This window comes from Pseudomonas sp. MM213 (assembly GCF_020423045.1).
Taxonomy (GTDB): Bacteria; Pseudomonadota; Gammaproteobacteria; order Pseudomonadales; family Pseudomonadaceae; genus Aquipseudomonas; species Aquipseudomonas migulae.
Genome location: NZ_CP081943.1, coordinates 2,918,043 through 2,938,756 on the forward strand (window position 1 = coordinate 2,918,043; position 20,714 = coordinate 2,938,756).

Consider the following 20,714-nt stretch of genomic DNA (forward strand, 5'->3'; position numbering starts at 1 on the left):
ACAGGTTTTCCGCCGATCACTGTAGGAGCGAGGCTTGCCCGCGAAGGCGGTGTATCAGGCGAAAACCAACGCCTCAGGCACATCCACATCCCACAACACCCCGGCATCCTCCACCGCCACCTCAACCACCCTTGCCGACGCAAACAACAGCTTGGCCCCACGATCACCCGATAACGCCATCAAACCCGGTCCAAACGTTCGCCCGAAACCAACCGGATGCCCGTATTCGCCATTGATCACCGGAACACTGATCCCATCATCAGAAATCCCCGCCAACACCTGCTCAATCGTCGACGGCAGAATGAACGGCATATCCCCCAACACAATCAACCAGCCACCGAGCTGCGGGCACGCCGCCACCCCAGCCGCAATGCTGTCGCCCATACCGGAGGATTCCACCAGCACAATCTCAAAACCATAAGCCTTGGCCATGCGAATCACTTGCGGGCGATCTGCAGTCGTCACCAAAACGCGCCTCTCAAGACTGGCCGGCAAACTCACCAACACCTGCTCGATCACCGAACGAACGCCGCCATCGCGCCCCGTACAGTCAGCCAACAACTTGTCCCTGTCGGCACCCGCCACCTGTCGAAACCGAGTGCCCTGCCCCGCCGCCAACATGATGACGCCGTTTGGCCCGCTCATGCCTCCTCCTGCAACGGCTTCTTCTGTTTCAGCTCGACGCCGTTCTTGATCGCGACAATTTCCGCCAGCAGCGACAAGGCGATTTCCGCCGGGGAATGGCTGCCGATGTGCAGACCGATCGGGCCGTGCAAGCGCTCGATGGCCTCTTGGGACAAGCCTAGCTGAGCGAGGTTTTCCCGGCGCTTCAGGCTGTTGATCCGCGACCCCAGCGCACCGACATAAAACGCCCTGGAATCGAGCGCCGTCAGCAACGCCATGTCATCCAGGCGCGGATCGTGAGTCAGCGCGACGATGGCCGTACGTTCGTCGGTCTGGATGTTCAGCACCGCTTCGTCCGGCATTCCGGATACGAAGCGCCCATGCTGTTCTTCCCAGCCGTAAGCGAACTCGGTGCGTGGATCGCAGATCAGCACTTCGAAATCCAGCAGCCGCGCCATCTCGGCGACATAACGGGATAGTTGCCCTGCACCGATCAACAACAACCGCCAACGCGGACCGTAAATGGCGCGTAGCGTGGTGCCGTCAAAACTCAGCGCGTCGTTCTTGGTCGCCGGCTGCAACGTCACTTCACCGCTCGCGATATCCAGCGAGCGCGCCGTGATTTCATGGGCCTCGCAACTCGCCAGCAACCCGGCAACCCAAGCCGGGTCGCCGACTCGCTCCTCGGTCAGGCGCAACGTGCCGCCGCACGGCAAACCAAACCGTGCGGCCTCCTCACGAGTAACGCCATAAGTGATCAACTGCACCGGCGGCCCGTCAGCCGGAATCCGGCCATCGTGCAACCGGGCGATCAAGTCATCCTCGACACAACCACCAGACACCGAACCAATCACCACCCCGTCTTCGCGCAAGGCCAACATTGCGCCCGGCGCCCGGGGCGCGGTGCCCCAGGTCTGGACCACGCTGTACAACACCACTCGCTGACCGGCGCGGCGCCATTCCAGCACGCTGCGCAGGACATTCAGATCGACGCTGTCCATCAAGCCTCGGCCTTCTGCCAACCTTGCAATTGATAACGAACCGGCAAGTTGCGGATGCGTTTGCCGGTGGCGGCGAAAATCGCATTGCACAGCGCCGGCGCAATCGGCGGCACGCCAGGTTCACCGACACCACCCAACGGCACCACGCCCGGCGGCGTGACCAGATGCACGGCGACTTCCTTCGGCGCCAGGGACATGCGCGCCACTTCGTACATATGGAAGTTGTCTTGCTGGACCTTGCCGTCCTTGAAACTGATCTCGCCCAGCACCGCGTTGCCCAGCCCCATCACACAAGCACCTTCGAACTGCGAGCGAATCCGCTCCGGGTTGATCTGCGGGCCGCAATCCACCGCTATATCGGCCTTGTGCACGATCAACGTGCCGTCATCTTTGACTTCGACCTCGATCACCGCCGCCACGTAAGTGACGAAGCTGTAATGCACTGCCAGTCCCAGGCCTCTGCCCTTCGGCAACTCTCGCCCCCAACCCGCGGCTTTCGCGGCGGTTTCAAGGACGGTGCGCATGCGCCCGGTGTCGATCGGATAGCGTTCGGGCGACTCGCCGTAGTTCCACTCTTCACTCAACGTACGCGGATCGATCTGACGGTCCGGACCGAGCAATTTGATCTGGTACTTGAGCGGATCCTGTTTGGCCTTGTGTGCCAACTCATCGACAAAGCACTGGATCGCGAAGCCGTGAGGAATGTTCGACACCGAGCGATACCAGCCGACCCGCGTATGAATCGCCGCTTCCGGGTTCTCCAGGCGCACGTTGGGGATCGCGTAAGCCATGTTGGTGAAGCCCATGCCCAGCTCGAAAGCGGCCTCATGGTTCATGCCCGGCGCGAACAGCGCGGTGATACTCGGCGCTACCGTGCGGTGCAACCAACCCGACGGCAGGCCGTCCTTGTTCAGGCTGGCCTTCAAGTATTCAGCCGAGACGGTGTGGAAATACGAACAGTGGATGTCGTCTTCACGAGTCCATTGCACCCGCACCGCCTTACCGGGGAATTCCTTGGCGAGGATCGCCGCTTCGATGATGAAGTCCGGCTTGGACTTGCGGCCGAAACCGCCGCCGAGCAGGGTGACGTGGAAGGTGACGTTATCGAACGGAATGCCCAGGCGTTCGCCGATTCGTTCACGGGTGACCTGCGGCGCCTGGCTTGGCGCCCAGGCTTCGCACACGCCATCCTTGAAACGGGCGATGGCGACCATCGGCTCCATCGGCGCTTGCGTCAGGTGCGGCAGATAGTAAGAGGCTTCGAGGGTGCTGTCGGCGCCGCTCATGGCCTGGTCGATGTTGCCGGTATTGCGCACCACTTTGCCGGGCTTGAGCGACGCCGCTTCAATTTCCTTGCGGTAGGCGATCGAGTCGTAACTGGCGTTGGGGCCGTCGTCCCATTCGATTTTCAGTGCATCGCGGCCCTTGATCGCCGCCCACGTATTGCTGGCCACCACCGCCACGCCGCCCAACGGCTGAAATTCCGAGGGCAGCGGACGGCCTTCGATCTGGATGACTTTGACCACCCCGGGGACTTTCAGCGCCGCGCTGTCATCCACGGATTTGACCTTGCCGCCGTACACCGCCGGACGTGCAATTGCGGCGTACAGCATGCCGTCGATATGCACGTCGGCACCGTAGATCGCGCGGCCGTTGACGATGTCAGCACCGTCGATGGCCTTGGTGCCTTCCTTGCCGATGTAGCGGAATTCTGACGGTTCCTTGAGCCGCAGGCTGTCACGTGCCGGTACCGCCAGCGCACCGGCAGCGACGGCGAGCGCACCGTAACCCAGTTCACGACCGCTCGGTTTATGGATGACTTTGTGCAATTGCGCGTGGCACTCGCCGACCGGGACTTTCCACTGTTCGGCGGCCGCCTGTTCGAGCATGGTCCGCGCGGCTGCACCGCAGCGGCGCATCGGCTCGTACCAGTGGCGCATGCTGCGCGAACCGTCGGTGTCCTGGTTGCCGAAGCGCACTTCATCGCCCGGCGCCTGCTGCACTTTCACCTGCGCCCAGTCGGCTTCAAGTTCATCGGCCACGACCATGGTCAGGCTGGTGCGTACGCCTTGGCCCATTTCCGAACGGTTGCAAACCACGGTCACCGTGCCATCCGCAGCGATGCTGACGTACACCTTCGGATCATCGATCCAGCCGTTGGGCATGCCGTCGGCGCCGAATTTCTTTTCCTTCTCGGCTGCGAACGCGTCCTGCCAGCCCCAACTCGCGGCGACCACCAGCGCACTGGTGGCACCGACGCCTTTGAGGAAGCCGCGACGGCTGAGGTTACTCAGGGCGAAATCATTCGGGAACTGGCTCATGCCTTGGCTTCCTTCAGGTGAGTGGATGCCTGGCGGATGGCGGTCTTGATGCGGTTGTAGGTGCCGCAACGGCAAATATTGCCGACCATCGCCTCTTCGATCTGTTCGTCGCTCGGGTTCGGGTTGGTCTTGAGCAGTGCGGTGGCGGACATGATCTGCCCGCCCTGGCAGTAACCGCACTGGGCGACGGCGGTGTCGAGCCAGGCTTGCTGCACGATTTGCCCGACCGGGTCGGCGTGCAGGTTGTCGATGGTGCTGACGTTCTGACCGACTACCGAGCCGATCGGCGTGATGCAACTGCGCGCCGGAGCGCCTTCGATGTGAATGGTGCAGGCGCCGCACAGGCCCATGCCGCAGCCGAACTTAGTGCCGTTGTAACCGGCCACGTCGCGGATGGCCCAGAGCAGCGGCATGTCCTCGGTGACATCGAGTTGATGGTCTTGACCATTGAGTTTCAGGGTAATCATGGGCACGCCCGCATAGTGGTATGGGTTATGGGGTCGAGCAATCTGCCGCTGGGGGATTAGCGGTTGGCATCACGCAGATCGACTCAGGCTAATGAGGCTCTCTTATGCGGACGGAGATGTCTGCATCGGGCCCTTGATGGAGCAAATGCTTGCATCGTTAGGGGGCTAAGTTAACCCAGCATTAACAAAAAAAGCCCTGCACAATCGAAGATGTGCAGGGCTTTGAGATCAGCCTTGAAAGCGTAGCCTCAATACTGATTGGGCTCCATTTCCAGATCGACATGGAAGCGTTCTGAAATGTCTTTTTGGATGCGCTGTGCCAGGTTCAGCAACTGCAGGCCAGTCGCGGCCCCGTAGTTGACCAGCACCAGCGCCTGCAACTTATGCACGCCAGCGTCGGCCTCGCGAAAACCTTTCCACCCTGCCCGCTCGATCAACCAGCCCGCAGCCAGCTTCATCTGCCCGTCGGGTTGCGCGTAAGCCACCAGGTCCGGGTATTCGCCTTTGAGCCGAGCGACCAGTGCCGCCGGCACCAAGGGATTTTTGAAGAAGCTGCCGGCGTTACCGAGCACTGCCGGGTCCGGAAGTTTTTCGTTGCGGATGCTGCAAATCGCCTGGCTGACGTCAGTGGCGGTCGGGTGATCGATGCCTTGCTCGGTCAGACGCTGACGCACCGGGCCGTACTCCAGATGCAAGTGCTCGGCACGGTCCAGGGCGAAACGAACCCGCAGGATCAACCAACGCCCCGGTTCCTGTTTGAACAGGCTGTCGCGGTAAGCGAAGTTGCATTCGGCCAGCGTGAAGTCACGTAGCTCGCCAGTCTGGCGATCCAGCGCGGTCAGGCCGGCAAACACGTCCTTGATCTCCACGCCATAGGCGCCAATGTTCTGCATCGGTGCCGCGCCGACGGTGCCGGGGATCAGGCTGAGGTTTTCCAGACCCGACAACCCCTGCGCCAGGGTGTGTTGCACAAACGGATGCCAAGGCTCGCCGGCCTCGGCTTCGATCACGACCTTGCTGCCGTCGTCGCTCAGGATACGAATCCCACGTGTCGCCATGCGTAGCACCAGCGACTGGATGTCGGCGGTCAGCAGCAGGTTGCTGCCACCACCGATCACCAGCAGCGGCACGTCATGCTCCACCGCATAGGCCAGCGCCTCGCGCACGTCGGCATCGCTGTGAGCCTCGGCAAACAAGCGGGCCTGAACGTCCACGCCAAAGCTGTTGTAAGGCTTGAGCGAAACCTGTGGCTGAACCTGCAAACTCATAACCGGCCCTTCAATTCGATCACCAGTCGATCACAAGCGCTTTCGATCAAGTCGAGCACCTGCTCAAAGCCCTGGTTGCCATCGTAGTAAGGGTCCGGCACTTCATCGACTTGCGACTGGTAGCGGCGCAGAAACAGGTCCAGTTCGGCCTTGGACTTGCCCTTGGCAGGTTGCAGCGCCATGAGGTCGCTCAGGTTGCTGTTGTCCATCGCCAGGATCAGGTCGTACGTGGAAAAATCGGCGCGGCTCACTTGCTGGGCGCGTTGGCTGGACAGGTCGTAACCGCGCAGCTTGGCCGCGGCCTGGCTGCGTTTGTCCGGAGCCCTGCCGACGTGCCAGTCACCGGTGCCGGCGGAGGCAACTTCGACTTGATCGGCCAGCCCCGCTTCGCGCAATTTGTGCCGCAGCACACCTTCGGCCGTGGGTGAACGGCAGATGTTGCCCAGGCAAACGAACAAAACCCGCATCAGGCCTCCAGCAGGCGACGAACGCGCTCGAGGTCTTCAACCGTATCGACGCCGGTAGGCGGTGCGATCAGCGCGTCGGCGACGTGAATCCGCACGCCGTGCCACAGCGCACGCAGCTGTTCCAGGGATTCGGTGTTTTCCAGCCAGCACGGGCCCCAGCTGACGAAGTCATGCAGGAAACCGGCGCGGTAGGCGTAGATGCCAATGTGGCGGCGATACGGCACGCCTTCCGGCAACACGTCTCGACTTTTCGCGAACGCGTCCCGAGCCCATGGCAACGTCGCACGACTGAACGTCAGTGCCAGGCCATTGAGGTCGCTGACCACCTTGACCACGTTGGGGTTGAACAGGGTTTCGACATCTTCGATCGGCTCGGCCAGCGTGGCCATGCGCGCTTCGGTGTGGGCTGCGAGGTTGGCCGCGACCTGATCGATCACGCTTGGCGGGATCAGCGGTTCGTCACCCTGCACGTTGACCACGATCGCGTCGGACGCCAGACCGAGTTTTGCAGCGACTTCAGCCAAACGGTCCGTGCCGGAATTGTGGTCTTCGCGGGTCAGCACCACGTCGGCACCAAACGCGATGCACGCCTCGACAATGCGCGCATCGTCAGTGGCAACCACCACACGCTCGGCGCTGCTTTTGCACGCTTGTTCCCAGACGTGCTGGATCATCGGCTTGCCGGCGATCAGCAGCAGCGGTTTGCCCGGCAGGCGGGTCGAGGCGTAACGCGATGGAATGACAACGGTAAAGGCGGTGGTCATTTATCCAGACGCTCGTCGGTGGTCAGCGTGCGAGCTTCGGTTTCGAGCATCACCGGGATGCCGTCGCGAATCGGGTACGCCAGGCCGGCGCCCTTGCTGATCAGCTCGGTTTTGTCGGCGCTGAGCTTGAGCGGGCCTTTGCAGACCGGGCAAGCGAGGATGTCGAGCAATTTGGTGTCCATGAGCATTCCCTGGATATAAACGGTTTAAGGCAAAAGTCGAGCCGGCAACAGGCGCATCAACTGCGTATCGAACCAGGCCACGAAGGCCGGCGATGGCGCAGCATCGACCGCCAGGTACCACCAATCGGCGGCGGCGAAGGCACGGCACTTCACCGCGTCCTTTTCGGTCATCACCAACGGCAATGACGGTGTGAAATTCAAGGCCTGCACGCTGTACTCGGCGTGGTCGGCAAATGCATGCGGGACTGGCTGCCAGTGTAGCGTTTCGAGGGTCGTGAAGAAACGCTGCGGATTGCCGATCCCGGCCACGGCGTGCAGTGCCTGGCCTGCTGGGAAGTGGTCGAGGGGACGGCGTTCGCCGCTGTGCAGGTTGACCAGTTCCGTGGGTTGCAGCTGGAAGGCAAAACCGTTGTCGCGATCATCGGTGGCGCCGTTGTACAGCACCGCGTCAACGCTTTGCAGGCGTTCGACCGGTTCGCGCAACGGTCCCGCAGGCAGGCAGCGCTGGTTGCCCAGGCCTCGGGCGGCGTCTATCAGCACCAGCTCAAGGTCGCGGGCCAAACGGTAATGTTGCATGCCGTCGTCGGAGAGAATCAGGTCCAGAGGTTCGCTCGCCAGCAGCGCTTTGACCGCACTGCTGCGGTCCGGGTCGATCATCAACGGAACGCCGGTACGCTGGACGATCAGCAACGGTTCATCGCCAGCGATGTCGGCGCTTTGATCGGCCTCGACGCGCCATGGCAGTTGCGGCGGTTTGGCGCCATAACCACGGCTGACCACGCCGACCCGCAAGCCGCTGCGCTGACAATGCTGGATCATCCACAGAATCAGCGGCGTCTTGCCGGTGCCGCCCACCGTGATGTTGCCCACGACGATCAGCGGCACCGGTGGCTGATAAATCTCGCCCTCACCCGCCAGAAAGCGTTTGCGCTTGTTCATGACCAGGCGCCGGTACAGCCACTCCAGCGGCTGCAACAGTTTCAGGGCCGGATGCCCTTGGTACCACGCGGCGAGCAAGCGATCGGACATGGCCATCAGGGCGCGGGCTGCGCCGCCTCGACAGTGGTCATGCGCAGGTGACTGAAGCCGAGTTTGCCGGCGGCGTCCATGGCGGTGATGACCGATTGATGCTGGGTCTTGCCATCCGCACTGATCGACAGCGGCAGGTTGGTGTCACCGTTGGATTCTTTTTGCAACGCGTCCATGAGCGCGGTCAGATCGTTCTTCTGCAAGACCTGATTGTTCACCGAGAACACGCCTTCGGCGCTGATGGCCACGTCCAGGTGTTTAACCTGCTGGTCTTCGGCAGGCGAACCGCTGACCGCTTCGGGCAGATCGACGCGCAACTGGGTTTCACGGGTGAAGGTAGTGGTCACGACGAAAAACAGCAGCAGGATAAACACCACGTCGATCAGCGACGCGAGGTTGATGTCGACCGTTTCCCGCGGTTTGCGGCGGAATTTCACGCTTTTTTGCCCTCGGTCAGGTCCACGTCACGATCACCCTGCACCACCTCGACCAGCTTGATCGCTTCCTGCTCCATGCCCACCACCAGCTCATCGATGCGGCGTTGCAGGAAACGGTGGAAAAATACCGCAGGGATACCGACCATCAGACCAGCAGCCGTGGTGATCAAGGCCTTCGAAATACCACCGGCCAGCACGGCGGCATTGGTGCCCATGCCCGTCCCCATGAACGCGCTGAAAATATCGATCATGCCCAGCACGGTGCCGAGCAAACCCAGCAACGGCGCCATGGCAGCGATGGTGCCCAGCGCATTGATGTAGCGCTCGAGCTCATGAATCACCCGCGCGGCGGCTTCTTCGATGCACTCTTTCATGATCTCGCGACCATGTCTGGAGTTGGCCAAGCCTGCCGCCAGAATCTCGCCCAATGGCGAATTGGCGCGCAATTCCTTGAGTTTTTCTTTATTGAGTTGCTTGTCCTTGATCCACACCCAGACCTGCCCGAGCAAGTGCTCCGGGGTCACACGACTGGCGCGAAGGGTCCAGAGACGCTCGGCGACGATCGCCATGGCCGCGATGGAACTCAGAATGATCGGCAGCATCATCCAGCCGCCGGATTTGACCAATTCCCACACAGTGACAGTCCCCTCGAAAAAGTGCGCCACTCTAACATAGGGGGTCGATGCACCGAAGACCGTGATGTCGCATCTGGTCGGGCTTTCATAACTCGCGGTTATTGCGTGGAACGCCAGAAACGCCGTTCTTGACGCATCGTCCACGGGGGATCGAAGCGTCCGAGGTGCAGACGGATGGCGCCCTGCTCGGCGCTGTCATGGATTTCCATACCGCGTTTTTTATAACGGGCCATGACCGTGGGGTGCGGGTGACCGAACGAATTGCCGTTGCCGCGAGAGATCAGCACGGCTTTGGGTTGCAACGCAGTGAGCAACGCCATCGACGACGAGCTGCGGCTACCGTGGTGCGGCGCCTGCAACCAATCGGTGGGCACTGCGAGCGGGCTGTCGAGCAGGGCGCGCTCGGCGGCGCTGTCGATGTCTCCGGTCAGCAATAATCGCTCGCCTTTGGCTTCGATTTGCAGCACGCAGGACTTTTGATTGCGGTCCGTGGCCGAAGGCCATTGCCAGAGCTGAAACCTCACGCCGTCCCAGGTCCATTGCTGGCCACTCTCGCAGGCATCGGCGTGCAATTCGGCGGGCAGCGCCAAGGGATCACCGCTGAGCACCAGCTTTATCGGCAAACCATTGGCAACCGCTCGCGCACCACCAGCGTGATCGGCGTCGGCGTGGCTGATCAACATCAGGTCGAGTTCGTTCACGCCGAGTTTGCGCATCGCTGGCAGGACCACTCGCTCGCCTAGATCGAAGTCGCCGAAGCGTGGTCCGGTGTCATACAACAGCGTGTGATGGCGAGTTCGCACCAGAATCGCCAACCCCTGGCCGACATCCAGCTGCCAGACTTCAGCGATGCCCTCCGGCAAAAGTGGCCGTGGTGGAAAAACCAGCAACAGCAACAACGGCCAACCCAGCGGGCGCAGCGGTACACCGCGAGGCATTAACAGCAGAAACGCGCCGAGCATGCCCAGTGCCCATATCCACAATGGAATCGCCGTGGGCACCCACGCTGGCAATTGACCGGCCATCAACCCAAGGCCCTTGAACAGCCAGTCGATCAGCCCACCTGCCAGCCACAACAAGCCCTCGCCCACATACGGCAGCGGCAACAACAGGGTTCCCAGCAAGGCCGGTGGCAATACCAGCAAACTGATCCAGGGCACCGCCAGCAGATTGGCGACCGGCCCGCTGAGACTGATCGGCAATCCCAACACCAAGAGCAACGGGCCCAGTCCGATCGCGATCAGCCATTGAGCACGGGTCCAGGTTTGCCACCATCGCCACGGCCCCAAGCGACCGCCGAAGGTGAAGATCAACACCGCCACTGCGGCGAAGGACAACCAGAAACCTGGTTGCAGGCTCGCCAGCGGATCCAGCAACAAAACAGCGTTGAGCGCCAGCAACAGCGGCCACCAGGCGCCGAGGTGACGAAATCGCAGGCGCCACAACAGCACCAGGCCGATCATCACGCAAGCCCGCCGCACCGGTACTTCGAACCCCGCCAGCAGTCCGTAACCAAGGGCGGCGGCGAATGCCAGTGCGCAGGCCCATGGCAGCCACGGCAAACGGCTCGGCCACACCCCATAACGAGCGAGTCCGGCAATCAGCAGGTAAACCACCCCCGCCAGCAAACCGATGTGCTGTCCGGAAATCACCAGCAAATGCACAGTGCCGGTGTCTTGCAACACCTGCCAATCCTCACGACTCAGCCCGGCGCCATCCCCCAGCACCAGCGCAATCAACGCCCCGGTTCGCCCCTGGGCATCCACGGTTTGCAAACGCTGGCGGATGCTGTCGCGCCAGGCCCATCGGGCTTCCCTGAGCCGCTCACCGTCCTTGATCGTTCCGGTAGCGCCGATGCGTTGTGCCAACAGCCAGGCGTCGTAATCGAAGGCATGAGGATTGAGCAGCCCGGCAGGACGTTTCAGCTTCACCGCGAGCCGCCAGCGTTCACCACTGTTGACCGGCGGTCCGTCATACCAGGCCAGGCGCATCCGTTGCGGCACCTCGGCCTGTCGCGACCGGACGTCTGTCAGTTCGAAGCGCACAACCCCGTCATTGTTCTGCGGCAAACCGGTAACCCGCCCTTCGACCCAACGGGTTTCGCCATCGAGATGCGCTGGCAAACGATCATCCAGCGCCCACTGCGCATTTGCGCCGGCCCAACTGATGCCGAACAGAAAAAAAGCCAATGGGTACGTGCGAAACGGCAGCGCCATCAAACCCGTTACGGGCAACACCAGCCATAACCAGACCGGCGGTAATACCGGCAAAAAACGCAGGGCCAGCAGACCCAACGCCAGCGCCATCATCCCTGTGCGCATACGCCCGTCCTTGAGAGTCCCCTCCTAGGCATAGCCGGCTCACAGCACGTGCATCGTTATTAATTGTCACAAAGTCTGAATGGGCGGCTCATAGAATCCAGACATACTTGCCGCCTTAACCGACCGAGAAGCCCTATGCCCCGGCGCTTATTCAAACGTTACATGCCAGACCCGATCAGCATCAGGGAACACAAATCCTTACGCTTTCTCGGCACGCTGTTGCATGACCCGAACCTCTGGCATCTCAACCGTCACTCGGTCGCACGGGCGATGGCGGTGGGTTTGTTTGCGGCGTTCCTGCCGATTCCGCTGCAGATGCTGGTGGCGGCGGTTCTGGCCATTGTCGTACGCGGCAATATGCCGATTGCGGTCAGTCTGGTCTGGCTGACTAATCCGATCACCATGCCTGCGGTGTTTTTTTGTACGTACCAGACTGGGGCGTGGTTGATGGATGTCCCGGCTCGTCATCTGCCGGATGAGTTGACCTGGGAGTGGATCAGCGGGGAGCTGTCTACGCTGTGGCAGCCGTTTTTGCTGGGGTCGGTTGTGGTGGGGCTGGTGTTGGGGGCGCTCGCTTATTGCCTGGTGATGATGTATTGGCGGTGGTGGGTGAGTCGGCAGTGGGCTCGGCGCAAGAAGAAGCGGATGTTGTGAATGCGGTAGCTGGGCGGGATTGGGTCGGGGGTACATATCCATTACTGCGGTAACGGCGGCTATTGGTTTCGCCCTTACGGCGAGTAACTTGGAAGAGCCCCAAGTAACCAAGGGCTCTTGCCCCTTTCGTTCGGTGGCTCGCTAAGGCTCGCCATGCCCTCGAGGGGGCGCTCAGATCAAAAGCGGAAGGCGAGCTAACGCTCGGCCTGATGAGTGGTGAAAATCAAAAGCGCACGCGATTCCCTGTAGGAGCCGGCTTGCCGGCGATGGCGGTGGGTCAGTTGACGCATTTGTCGCCTGAAAGGACGCCATCGCCAGCAAGCTGGCTCCTACAAGGGAAATGCATATGCATATGCATTTGGATAAATACGATCAACTGTAGGAGCCGGCTTGCTGGCGATAGCGGTGGGTCTGTCGACGCATTTATTGACTGAACGGACGCTATCGCCAGCAAGCCGGCTCCTACAGGGGTTTGTGTACATGTCGGGAATGAGTGAACGCAGCAGAGAAGGACAACGCGTACCCCAAAGAGCCAGGTCGGCTTTCAGGCCGCCTCGGCGGTTGTGGCGGTGGTCGCCCCCTCGAGAGGCCGAGCGCAGGTTCTGCGCAGTGGGCAACCCGGCATGGATGCCGGGTTAGCCGCGCACGGCCAAGGATGGCCGATCGCGGCGGGCCCACGGAGCAGGACCGGAGCGAGGGCATGCCGAGCCTAGGCGAGGCACCGAACGAAAGGGGCAAGAGCCCTTTGGTTACTTTGGGGCTTTTTGTACGGACCGGACACATGGTTGACGGGTGTGCGGGGACATGGTGGACACTTTTCGGCGAGCCAACTTCGCCGGGAATCCATCATGCCCTGGGACACGAGAGATACCATGAGCCTGAAAGAAGAGTTTGTTGCCTTAGCACGGCAACCCGGCAGCAATAAACGAGAACTGTGTCGACGGTTCGGCATCAGTCCGCAAACGGCCTACAAGTGGCTCAACCGCTACGAGACACACGGTCAGTCGGGACTGCAAGAGAAGTCCCGCAGACCTGCAACCAGCCCCAAGCTGACCCCTGCTGCTTTGGAGGCCGAAGTCTTAGCCCTCAGGCAAGAACATCCCGCATGGGGCGGACGCACAATCAGCATCATCTTGAAAAAGCAGATCGCTCCCAGCACCGTCACCAATGTCCTGCGCAGGCACGGGCTGATTCAGCCTGCTCAGAATGAGCAAGAGGCCAAGCTGAGATTTGAACACGATGCGCCTAACGATCTGTGGCAGATGGATTTCAAGGGGCACTTCTCAACGCAAGAAGGCCGATGCCACCCCCTGACTTTGTTGGACGACCACTCACGATTCAATTTGGCTATTCAGGCCTGCGATAACGAGCGCGGAGCCACGGTGAAGGAAAAGATGATTGAGGTATTCCAGCGCTTCGGATTACCAGCACGCATCAATGTTGATAACGGCCCGCCATGGGGCTCACCGCGCAACCCAGGTGAAATCACAGAGCTGAGTATCTGGCTGATTCGTTTAGGAATCCGGATCAGCTTCAGCCGCCCTTACCATCCCCAAACCAATGGGAAGATCGAGCGCTTCCACCGTTCACTCAAAGCCGAAGTGCTTGAGGGGCGTCAATTTTCCACGGTCAAGGAGGCTCAATCCGCGTTTGATCGATGGCGGGAGGTTTATAACCTGCAACGGCCTCATCAAGCGTTGAACTATCAAGTGCCGATGGACCGGTATCGCTCTAGCCCCTGGGCTTATCCGCAGCAACTATCGGAGTTTGAATACGGGCCGGACGATGTGTTGGCCAAGGTTTATCACAGCCGATTTCGCTTTCAGAAACGCTATTTCAGCATCGCCAAGGGCTTGGTTGGGCAGCACATCGCAATACGGCCCAACCCTGAAAGAAATGGACTCTTTGACGTCTACTTCTGCCATCACTTCCTAAGAACGTTCGACGTGAGCAAACCTGACTATGGGTCATAATGTGTCAACCATGTCCCCGCACATGTGTCCACCATGTGTCCGGTCCGTACAGGCTTTTCCAAAGTGACTCGCCGTAAGGGCGAAACCAATATCAGCCACTACCGAAGCAACGGATATGTACCCTTAAGTCCGCATCCCGCGACCACTAACCAACAACCGCGCACACCCGATATACAACACCACCGTCGCCACCAGCATGAACGTAATCGCCACACTGATCCTGATGTCCGAAACACCCAAAATCCCGTACCGAAACGCATTGACCATATGCAAAACAGGGTTCGCCAACGACACCGTCTGCCAAAACGGCGGCAACAACGAGATCGAGTAAAACACCCCGCCCAAATAGGTCAGCGGCGTCAGCACAAACGTTGGAATGATCGAAATATCATCAAAGTTGCGCGCAAACACCGCGTTGATGAAACCCAGCAACGAGAAGATCGTCGCCGTCAGCACCACCACCAGAATGGTCACGCCCAGGTGATGCACCTGCAACTTGGTAAAGAACAGCGACAGCAACGTCACAATGAGCCCGACCATCAACCCGCGCAGCACACCGCCCAGGGTGTAGCCGATCAGAATCGTGTGCGGCGACACCGGCGACACCATCAGTTCCTCGATGGAACGCTGGAACTTGCTGCCGAAGAAACTCGACACCACGTTGCCGTAGGAGTTGGTGATCACCGACATCATGATCAGCCCCGGCACGATGTATTCCATATAGGTGAAACCACCCATGTCACCGATCTGCCGGCCGATCAGATTGCCGAAGATCACGAAGTACAAAACCATGGTGATCGCCGGCGGCAGCAGCGTCTGCGGCCAGATCCGGGTGAAGCGTTTGACCTCGCGATAAACGATGGTATTGAGCGCGACGAGATTGGGCTGCAGCTCGGAACTCATACCGCCACCTTCGACAGATTTTTCTCCACCAGGGACACGAACAACTCCTCGAGGCGATTGGTTTTGTTACGCAGGCTCAGCACTTCGATGTTCTGCTGCGCCAGTTGAGTGAACAGCGCGGTGATGCCCATGGACTTGTCGACCTGGACTTCAAGGGTATGGCCGTCGAGCAAACGGGTCGGGTAACCCAGCAACTGCGGCGCAACGCTCAGCATGTTTTTCGTGTCGAGCAGGAAGGTTTCCACATGCAGCTGGCCAAGCAGCTGTTTCATGCTGGTGTTCTCGACGATCGTGCCGTGGTCGATGATGCCGATGTTGCGGCACAACTGCTCAGCCTCCTCCAGATAGTGCGTGGTGAGGATGATGGTGATGCCTTTCTGGTTCAGCTCGGTGAGGAACGTCCACATCGAACGACGCAGCTCGATATCGACCCCCGCCGTCGGTTCGTCGAGGATCAGCAGACGCGGTTCGTGAACCAGCGCGCGAGCGATCATCAAGCGACGCTTCATGCCGCCGGACAACGAGCGCGACGGTACATCGCGTTTGTCCCACAAGCCGAGTTGGGTCAGGTATTGCTCGGCGCGCTCCTTGGCGATTTTCGGCGGGATGCCGTAATAACCGGCCTGGGTCACGACGATGTCGAAGGTTTTTTCGAACTGGTTGAAGTTGAATTCCTGGGGCACCACGCCGATGGAGCGCTTGAGCTGCGCAGGATTCTTGTCCAGGTCGTTGCCGAAGATATTCACTGTGCCGCTGGTTTTGTTCACCAGGGTCGAGAGAATGCCGATGGTCGTGGATTTGCCGGCGCCGTTGGGGCCGAGCAAGGCGAAAAAGTCACCTTCGGCGACGTCCAGATCGATACCACTCAGGGCCTGGAAACCGTTGCCGTAGGTTTTGGTTAGCTGCCGGATGGACAGAGCGGAACTCATATCGGATTTACGCACCAAGAAGGGAAGAAAGGGATCAATAAGGGCGGGCGGCGAGCATTGCAACCGCGGCGCATGAGCGCAATGGTGCTTGTCGCCGCCACACAAGTACAGTCAAGTGTGTCGATAGTGAGTATTAAGTCAACGCGGTCATAACGGCTTTCTTGTACGCCGCACGCTGCTTCAGCCGTGCATACCAGGCCTCCAGATGTGGCTGCGGGGCACGCTCGATCGGCATCTCGAACCAGGCATAAATGAAGCTGCCGAGGGGAATGTCGCCCATGCCGATTTCATCGCCGGACAAGTACGGTTTGGCCGCCAGTGCCTGATCGGCCATTGCCAGCAAGCCATTGCACTCTTTGATTGCGGCGTTGATGGCGGGCCAGTCCTGCTGGTCTGCCGGTGTGCGCAAGACACCCCAGAACACGGTGCGGAACGGCCCGGCAAAACTTGAAGTGGCCCAGTCCATCCATTTGTCGGCAGTGGCGCGGGCTTTCAGGTCCGAGGGATACCAGGCGGTGTCGTTGGCGTGGCGAGCCATCAGGTAACGCACGATGGAGTTGGATTCCCACAGCACGAAGCCGTCGTCTTCAATCACAGGAACGCGACCGTTGGGATTCATCGCACGATACTCGGGCGTATCGACCACACCAAAGGCGCCGCCCGCATCGATGGCTTCATAGGCCAGGCCCAGTTCTTCGGCGGCCCACAAAGGTTTTCTGACATTCGACGAATTTTTCCGACCCCAGATCTTCAGCATGACCGCCTCTTGATTGATGAATGCGCAGGCAGCATACGCCGGATCAGCCGCGACTCAAATCGCTCTGCATGTCCCCCAACAGTGGCGGCAACTGTTCGCTGAACAAGTGCGGATAGCACTTTTCCAGGTGTTCGAAAAAGAACGCCTCCGGCACATCGGTGAACTGACCGTGATCGATCAAGTACTCCATCAGTTGCTCGCCGTCACGATTGAACGGGTGGAAAACGCTGTCGTTGATCCCGTCGAATTCCAGCGGCGCAACGTTGAACATTTCGCAGAGTTTCTGGTTGAACGCCGGCGTGGCTTTGACCCAGCGATCGTTCAGGTACAGCTCTGTATAACCATGCATGGCGAACACGTCACTCTTGAGCAATTCCAGCAAACGCGGGGTCGACAAGTGATTGCGCACATCCGCCAGACCGATCCGCGCGGGAATCCCGCAATGCCGCGCCGCACCGGCGAGCAGCGTGGCCTTGGGCACGCAATAACTCTCACCGGTCGCCAGCGCATAACTGCCGCGCAAGGTCTCTGGATCGCGGCTGAACGTGTAAGGGTTGTAACGCACGGCCTCGCGCACCGCGTAATAGAGATTGATCGCCTGCTCGAGCGAGTCGCGGTTACTGCCGCGATGTTTTTCGGCGAACTCCACCACCGACGGGTGGTCACTATCGATGAAGCGGCCGGGACGCAGATACTCGTGCATGAGGACAATCTCCTGGGGAAGCCACGAGTCTAGCGACAGGTTCAGCACAGAGATAACGACGTTTCGGCCAAACATGGACGCTTTGCCGCCCGCCCGGCGAACGATTTGCCCGGCCCGATGCCAACCGGTCCTACAAAACTCATCGAAGGTTTCCCACGATTTCAATCACCTCGCTCTGACCACCCTGTTTTGCGGATGCCGTCTAAGCTCTGAAGGTTGGTTTTGCTCTGGTTTCACGGAGGATTAAATATGCTGCTGTTGTGGATACTGGTTCTGGTTGTCGGGATTGCGTATTTAGCCCACCGCCGTATCGCCCCCCTACCCGCCCTGTGCATCGTTGCCGTTTATGTGGTGGCGATGGGGGCCTTCAGTCGTGCGCCTGGCTGGCTGCTGCTGGTGCTGTGGGTGTTGATCGCAGCGGTGGCGGCCCCCTTGTTGCTACCCGACCTGCGCCGCAAATACTTCAGCGCGCCGCTGTTCAACTGGTTCCAGAAAACCCTGCCGCCGATGTCGGAAACCGAGCGCGATGCCATCGACGCCGGCACGGTGTGGTGGGACGGCGAACTGTTCAGCGGCCGCCCGGACTGGGACAAACTGCTGTCCTATCCCAAAGCTCAACTGACCGAAGAGGAACAAGCCTTCATCGACGGCCCGACCGATGAGCTGTGCGCGATGGTCACGGACTGGCAGATCGGCCAGGACATGGACCTGCCGGCCGCAGCCTGGACCCACATTAAGGAAAACGGTTTCTTCGCGCTGATCATTCCCAAGGAATACGGCGGCAAGGGTTTTTCTGCCTACGCCCACTCCCAGGTCGCGATGAAACTGGCGACCCGCAGCGGCGACCTCGCGTCTACTGTGATGGTCCCCAACTCCCTCGGCCCGGCTGAATTGTTGCTGCATTACGGCACCGACGAACAACGCAACCATTACCTGCCACGACTGGCGCGTGGCGATGACATCCCGTGCTTCGCCTTGACCGGACCATTGGCCGGCTCCGATGCCGGCTCGATGCCCGACACCGGGGTCATCTGCAAAGGTGAATGGGAAGGCAAGGAAACCCTCGGCCTGCGCCTGAACTGGGAAAAGCGCTACATCACCCTCGGCCCGGTCGCCACCCTCCTCGGCCTGGCCTTCAAGGCGTATGACCCGGATCACTTGCTGGGCGATGAAGTGGATCTGGGCATCAGCCTCGCGCTGGTCCCGACCGACACCGCCGGTGTCGAGATCGGCCGTCGTCACTTGCCATTGGGTGCCGCCTTCATGAACGGCCCGAACTCCGGCAAGGACGTGTTCATTCCGCTGGACTTCCTCATCGGAGGCCAGGACATGCTGGGCAAAGGCTGGATGATGCTGATGAACTGCCTGTCGGTCGGGCGCTCGATTTCGTTGCCTGCGGTCGGCACCGGCGCGGCGAAGTTCACCAGCCTGGTGACCGGTCAATACGCGCAGATTCGTGAACAGTTCAACGTACCGTTGTCGGCGTTTGAAGGTATTCAGGAAGCCATGGCGCGCATCGGCGGCAACGCCTGGATGATGGATGCGGCGCGGATGCTCACCGCCAACGCGGTGGACCTCGGCGAGAAACCGTCGGTGCTGTCGGCGATTCTCAAGTACCACCTTACCGAACGTGGTCGCGAGTGCATCAGCCACGCCATGGATGTGCATGGCGGCAAGGCGATCATCATGGGGCCGAACAATTACCTCGGGCGCAACTGGAATGGCGCGCCGATCTTCATCACCGTCGAGGGCGCGAACATTCTCTCGCGCAACTTGATGATCTTCGGCCAGGGGGCGATTCGCTGCCATCCATTCGTCCTGAAAGAAATGGCTCTCGCCGGGCGTGAAGACAAGGATCAGGCCCTCACCGAATTCGATGGCCTGCTGCTCAAGCACATCGGTTTCGCCGTGAGCAACGCTGCCAGCACACTGGTGCTGAACCTTGGTTTTGGTCAATTCGAACATGCACCGGGAGACAAGCTCAGCCAGGGGTACTTCCGTGCGCTCAACCGTCAGGCGGCTGCGTTCGCCCTGCTCGCGGACTTGAGCATGATGTTGCTGGGCGGTGAACTGAAACGGCGCGAACGTCTATCGGCACGCCTGGGGGATGTGCTCAGCAACCTGTACCTGGCCTCCGCCGCGCTCAAGCGTTACCACGATCTCGACTCACCGGAACACATGGCGCCGCTGTTTACCTGGGCCATGGAAGAAAGCCTTGGTCAGTCGGAACGCGCGCTGGATGAATTGCTGACCAACTTCCCGAACAAGGTTTTGGGCTGCCTGTTGCGGGTGATTGTGTTCCCGCTCGGTCGCCGTCACAAAGGTCCGTCGGACAAACTCGGTGCAGAAGTGGCCGCGGTGATTGGCCGGGCCAAGGGCGATCCAACCCTGGAAGAGCTGCTCGGCGGATGCTTCCGTCCGCAGTCGGCCGATGACGCCGTTGGCGCCCTGCAACACGCGTGTGACCTGTTGAACGCGGTGCAGCCGGTGCAGAAAAAACTCCACATGGCGCTCAAAAGCGGTCAGGTCAAACCGGTCGCCGGGGAAAACGTTATCGAAGCCGCGCTGGAGGCTGGTGTGTTGCAGCCGGTGGAAGCGCACAACCTGCGCAATGCCGAAGTGGCGCGGCGCAAGGTGATCGATGTCGATGATTTCGACAAAGAAGAGCTGAAGCTGGCCGAAGGAAAGGTCCGCTGATCCTGCTTGCGATGTAAAAAAGGGCGCAGGAGCTTTATACTCCCGCGCCCGTTTTGCTCTTGAGGACTTATCTCGTGTCCAACATCGTTGCCGATCATCTCGTTTTGCTCGACCACCTGCGCAGTATCCTGGTCGCCGTGGGTGAGGCCGATCAGGTTCCCGAAGAAAGCCATGCCTTGTTCCTGGAGCGCTTCGACGAACTGCGTGCGTTGCTGCCGGTCGACCCGATCGAAAGCCAATACCTGGGCCAGGACATCCTGTGCCAGGTGATCACCCGTTACCCGCAAATCGCTCACCTGGTCCCGCGTGACCTGTTGTGGTATTTCGCCGGTGACTGCCTGCACTACATGCCCGATGATGAAATCGACTTGTATCAGGCGCTGGAAGAACGTCGCTTCGAAGCTGAACAGAACGACGAACCGTTCGACTGGAATCAGGAAAAGCAGTTGCTGGCGATGTCGAACGACGACAGCAAGCACTGATCCCCGGTCAGAAATGCAAAAGGCCCGCATGGTTAGTCATGCGGGCCTTTTTTGTGGCATTGCGCAGTGATGTGGTGTCTGGGCGGACGCCTTCGCGGGC

General features: G+C 60.4%; 20 protein-coding genes. 4 read left to right on the forward strand and 16 right to left on the reverse strand.

The annotated features are described in order from the left end of the window. Positions 1 to 54: 54 nt before the first annotated feature. The 12 genes from K5R88_RS13205 to K5R88_RS13260 all read right to left on the reverse strand — a co-directional run bounded on the left by K5R88_RS13205 (position 55) and on the right by K5R88_RS13260 (position 11,516). On the reverse strand, positions 55 to 645 hold the full coding sequence (locus tag K5R88_RS13205; RefSeq protein ID WP_226300092.1) for a nucleotidyltransferase family protein: 591 nt from the start codon (positions 643 to 645) through the stop codon (positions 55 to 57). Next, positions 642 to 1,625 carry an XdhC family protein gene (locus K5R88_RS13210; protein ID WP_226300093.1) on the reverse strand — a complete coding sequence of 328 codons (984 nt, stop codon included), beginning with the start codon at positions 1,623 to 1,625 and terminating at the stop codon, positions 642 to 644. The genes K5R88_RS13205 and K5R88_RS13210 overlap by 4 nt, the downstream gene beginning before the upstream one ends. Continuing rightward, positions 1,625 to 3,946, reverse strand: a complete 2,322-nt coding sequence (locus tag K5R88_RS13215; RefSeq protein ID WP_226300094.1) for a xanthine dehydrogenase family protein molybdopterin-binding subunit — start codon at positions 3,944 to 3,946, stop codon at positions 1,625 to 1,627. The genes K5R88_RS13210 and K5R88_RS13215 overlap by 1 nt, the downstream gene beginning before the upstream one ends. Further along, a complete protein-coding gene (locus tag K5R88_RS13220; protein WP_008031566.1) occupies positions 3,943 to 4,413 on the reverse strand; it encodes a (2Fe-2S)-binding protein in 471 nt (156 codons plus the stop codon). Before K5R88_RS13220 ends, K5R88_RS13215 begins: the two co-directional genes overlap by 4 nt. A gap of 248 nt (positions 4,414 to 4,661) precedes the next feature. After that, positions 4,662 to 5,681 carry a UDP-N-acetylmuramate dehydrogenase gene (murB, locus tag K5R88_RS13225; protein ID WP_008031565.1) on the reverse strand — a complete coding sequence of 340 codons (1,020 nt, stop codon included), beginning with the start codon at positions 5,679 to 5,681 and terminating at the stop codon, positions 4,662 to 4,664. Then, positions 5,678 to 6,148 carry a low molecular weight protein-tyrosine-phosphatase gene (locus K5R88_RS13230; RefSeq protein WP_226300095.1) on the reverse strand — a complete coding sequence of 157 codons (471 nt, stop codon included), beginning with the start codon at positions 6,146 to 6,148 and terminating at the stop codon, positions 5,678 to 5,680. Before K5R88_RS13230 ends, murB begins: the two co-directional genes overlap by 4 nt. After that, positions 6,148 to 6,912, reverse strand: coding sequence for a 3-deoxy-manno-octulosonate cytidylyltransferase (kdsB, locus tag K5R88_RS13235; protein ID WP_192420260.1), 765 nt, complete (start codon positions 6,910 to 6,912; stop codon positions 6,148 to 6,150). Before kdsB ends, K5R88_RS13230 begins: the two co-directional genes overlap by 1 nt. Then, a complete protein-coding gene (locus tag K5R88_RS13240) occupies positions 6,909 to 7,094 on the reverse strand; it encodes a Trm112 family protein (RefSeq protein WP_007945752.1) in 186 nt (61 codons plus the stop codon). Before K5R88_RS13240 ends, kdsB begins: the two co-directional genes overlap by 4 nt. Before the next feature lie 24 nt (positions 7,095 to 7,118). Then, complete coding sequence (lpxK, locus tag K5R88_RS13245) at positions 7,119 to 8,129, reverse strand: tetraacyldisaccharide 4'-kinase (RefSeq protein ID WP_226300096.1); 1,011 nt, start codon at positions 8,127 to 8,129, stop codon at positions 7,119 to 7,121. Further along, positions 8,129 to 8,560 (reverse strand): ExbD/TolR family protein, encoded by a 432-nt coding sequence (locus K5R88_RS13250; RefSeq protein ID WP_008031559.1) that lies wholly within the window; start codon positions 8,558 to 8,560, stop codon positions 8,129 to 8,131. The genes lpxK and K5R88_RS13250 overlap by 1 nt, the downstream gene beginning before the upstream one ends. Continuing rightward, positions 8,557 to 9,195, reverse strand: a complete 639-nt coding sequence (locus K5R88_RS13255) for a MotA/TolQ/ExbB proton channel family protein (RefSeq protein WP_008045105.1) — start codon at positions 9,193 to 9,195, stop codon at positions 8,557 to 8,559. Before K5R88_RS13255 ends, K5R88_RS13250 begins: the two co-directional genes overlap by 4 nt. 98 nt (positions 9,196 to 9,293) lie before the next feature. Continuing rightward, a complete protein-coding gene (locus K5R88_RS13260; RefSeq protein WP_226300097.1) occupies positions 9,294 to 11,516 on the reverse strand; it encodes a DNA internalization-related competence protein ComEC/Rec2 in 2,223 nt (740 codons plus the stop codon). A 135-nt stretch (positions 11,517 to 11,651) separates the two neighbouring features. On the opposite strand from K5R88_RS13260, the gene K5R88_RS13265 reads away from it, so the two are divergent. Beyond that, on the forward strand, positions 11,652 to 12,170 hold the full coding sequence (locus tag K5R88_RS13265; protein WP_008031552.1) for a DUF2062 domain-containing protein: 519 nt from the start codon (positions 11,652 to 11,654) through the stop codon (positions 12,168 to 12,170). Between the two features lie 848 nt (positions 12,171 to 13,018). After that, complete coding sequence (locus K5R88_RS13270; RefSeq protein ID WP_226299186.1) at positions 13,019 to 14,143, forward strand: IS481 family transposase; 1,125 nt, start codon at positions 13,019 to 13,021, stop codon at positions 14,141 to 14,143. Between the two features lie 123 nt (positions 14,144 to 14,266). On the opposite strand, the gene K5R88_RS13275 is transcribed toward K5R88_RS13270, so the two are convergent. From K5R88_RS13275 to K5R88_RS13290, 4 genes are all read right to left on the reverse strand, one after another. Then, a complete protein-coding gene (locus K5R88_RS13275) occupies positions 14,267 to 15,046 on the reverse strand; it encodes an ABC transporter permease (RefSeq protein ID WP_008032943.1) in 780 nt (259 codons plus the stop codon). Then, a complete protein-coding gene (locus tag K5R88_RS13280; RefSeq protein ID WP_008032944.1) occupies positions 15,043 to 15,975 on the reverse strand; it encodes an ABC transporter ATP-binding protein in 933 nt (310 codons plus the stop codon). Before K5R88_RS13280 ends, K5R88_RS13275 begins: the two co-directional genes overlap by 4 nt. 133 nt (positions 15,976 to 16,108) lie before the next feature. After that, positions 16,109 to 16,732, reverse strand: a complete 624-nt coding sequence (locus K5R88_RS13285; protein ID WP_223450378.1) for a glutathione S-transferase family protein — start codon at positions 16,730 to 16,732, stop codon at positions 16,109 to 16,111. 43 nt (positions 16,733 to 16,775) lie between these two features. Next, positions 16,776 to 17,435: a transglutaminase-like domain-containing protein gene (locus K5R88_RS13290; RefSeq protein WP_226300098.1), complete on the reverse strand. Its 660-nt coding sequence runs from the start codon at positions 17,433 to 17,435 to the stop codon at positions 16,776 to 16,778. A gap of 249 nt (positions 17,436 to 17,684) precedes the next feature. Here K5R88_RS13290 and K5R88_RS13295 point away from each other — a divergent pair, with 249 nt between their 5' ends. Both K5R88_RS13295 and K5R88_RS13300 read left to right on the forward strand, forming a co-directional pair. Continuing rightward, entirely contained in the window at positions 17,685 to 20,132 is a 2,448-nt protein-coding gene (locus tag K5R88_RS13295) for an acyl-CoA dehydrogenase (protein WP_223450375.1), read from the forward strand. A gap of 74 nt (positions 20,133 to 20,206) precedes the next feature. Continuing rightward, on the forward strand, positions 20,207 to 20,614 hold the full coding sequence (locus K5R88_RS13300; protein ID WP_008032949.1) for a PA2817 family protein: 408 nt from the start codon (positions 20,207 to 20,209) through the stop codon (positions 20,612 to 20,614). The last annotated feature ends 100 nt before the right edge of the window (positions 20,615 to 20,714 follow it).

Bases quoted from the DNA above. Each gene is read 5' to 3' on its own strand.
- K5R88_RS13205 (WP_226300092.1), bottom strand. From the start codon at position 645: ATGAGCGGGCCAAACGGCGTCATCATGTTGGCGGCGGGGCAGGGCACT.
- K5R88_RS13210 (WP_226300093.1), bottom strand. From the start codon at position 1,625: ATGGACAGCGTCGATCTGAATGTCCTGCGCAGCGTGCTGGAATGGCGC.
- K5R88_RS13215 (WP_226300094.1), bottom strand. From the start codon at position 3,946: ATGAGCCAGTTCCCGAATGATTTCGCCCTGAGTAACCTCAGCCGTCGC.
- K5R88_RS13220 (WP_008031566.1), bottom strand. From the start codon at position 4,413: ATGATTACCCTGAAACTCAATGGTCAAGACCATCAACTCGATGTCACC.
- murB (WP_008031565.1), bottom strand. From the start codon at position 5,681: ATGAGTTTGCAGGTTCAGCCACAGGTTTCGCTCAAGCCTTACAACAGC.
- K5R88_RS13230 (WP_226300095.1), bottom strand. From the start codon at position 6,148: ATGCGGGTTTTGTTCGTTTGCCTGGGCAACATCTGCCGTTCACCCACG.
- kdsB (WP_192420260.1), bottom strand. From the start codon at position 6,912: ATGACCACCGCCTTTACCGTTGTCATTCCATCGCGTTACGCCTCGACC.
- K5R88_RS13240 (WP_007945752.1), bottom strand. From the start codon at position 7,094: ATGGACACCAAATTGCTCGACATCCTCGCTTGCCCGGTCTGCAAAGGC.
- lpxK (WP_226300096.1), bottom strand. From the start codon at position 8,129: ATGGCCATGTCCGATCGCTTGCTCGCCGCGTGGTACCAAGGGCATCCG.
- K5R88_RS13260 (WP_226300097.1), bottom strand. From the start codon at position 11,516: ATGCGCACAGGGATGATGGCGCTGGCGTTGGGTCTGCTGGCCCTGCGT.
- K5R88_RS13265 (WP_008031552.1), top strand. From the start codon at position 11,652: ATGCCCCGGCGCTTATTCAAACGTTACATGCCAGACCCGATCAGCATC.
- K5R88_RS13270 (WP_226299186.1), top strand. From the start codon at position 13,019: ATGCCCTGGGACACGAGAGATACCATGAGCCTGAAAGAAGAGTTTGTT.
- K5R88_RS13275 (WP_008032943.1), bottom strand. From the start codon at position 15,046: ATGAGTTCCGAGCTGCAGCCCAATCTCGTCGCGCTCAATACCATCGTT.
- K5R88_RS13280 (WP_008032944.1), bottom strand. From the start codon at position 15,975: ATGAGTTCCGCTCTGTCCATCCGGCAGCTAACCAAAACCTACGGCAAC.
- K5R88_RS13285 (WP_223450378.1), bottom strand. From the start codon at position 16,732: ATGCTGAAGATCTGGGGTCGGAAAAATTCGTCGAATGTCAGAAAACCT.
- K5R88_RS13290 (WP_226300098.1), bottom strand. From the start codon at position 17,435: ATGCACGAGTATCTGCGTCCCGGCCGCTTCATCGATAGTGACCACCCG.
- K5R88_RS13295 (WP_223450375.1), top strand. From the start codon at position 17,685: ATGCTGCTGTTGTGGATACTGGTTCTGGTTGTCGGGATTGCGTATTTA.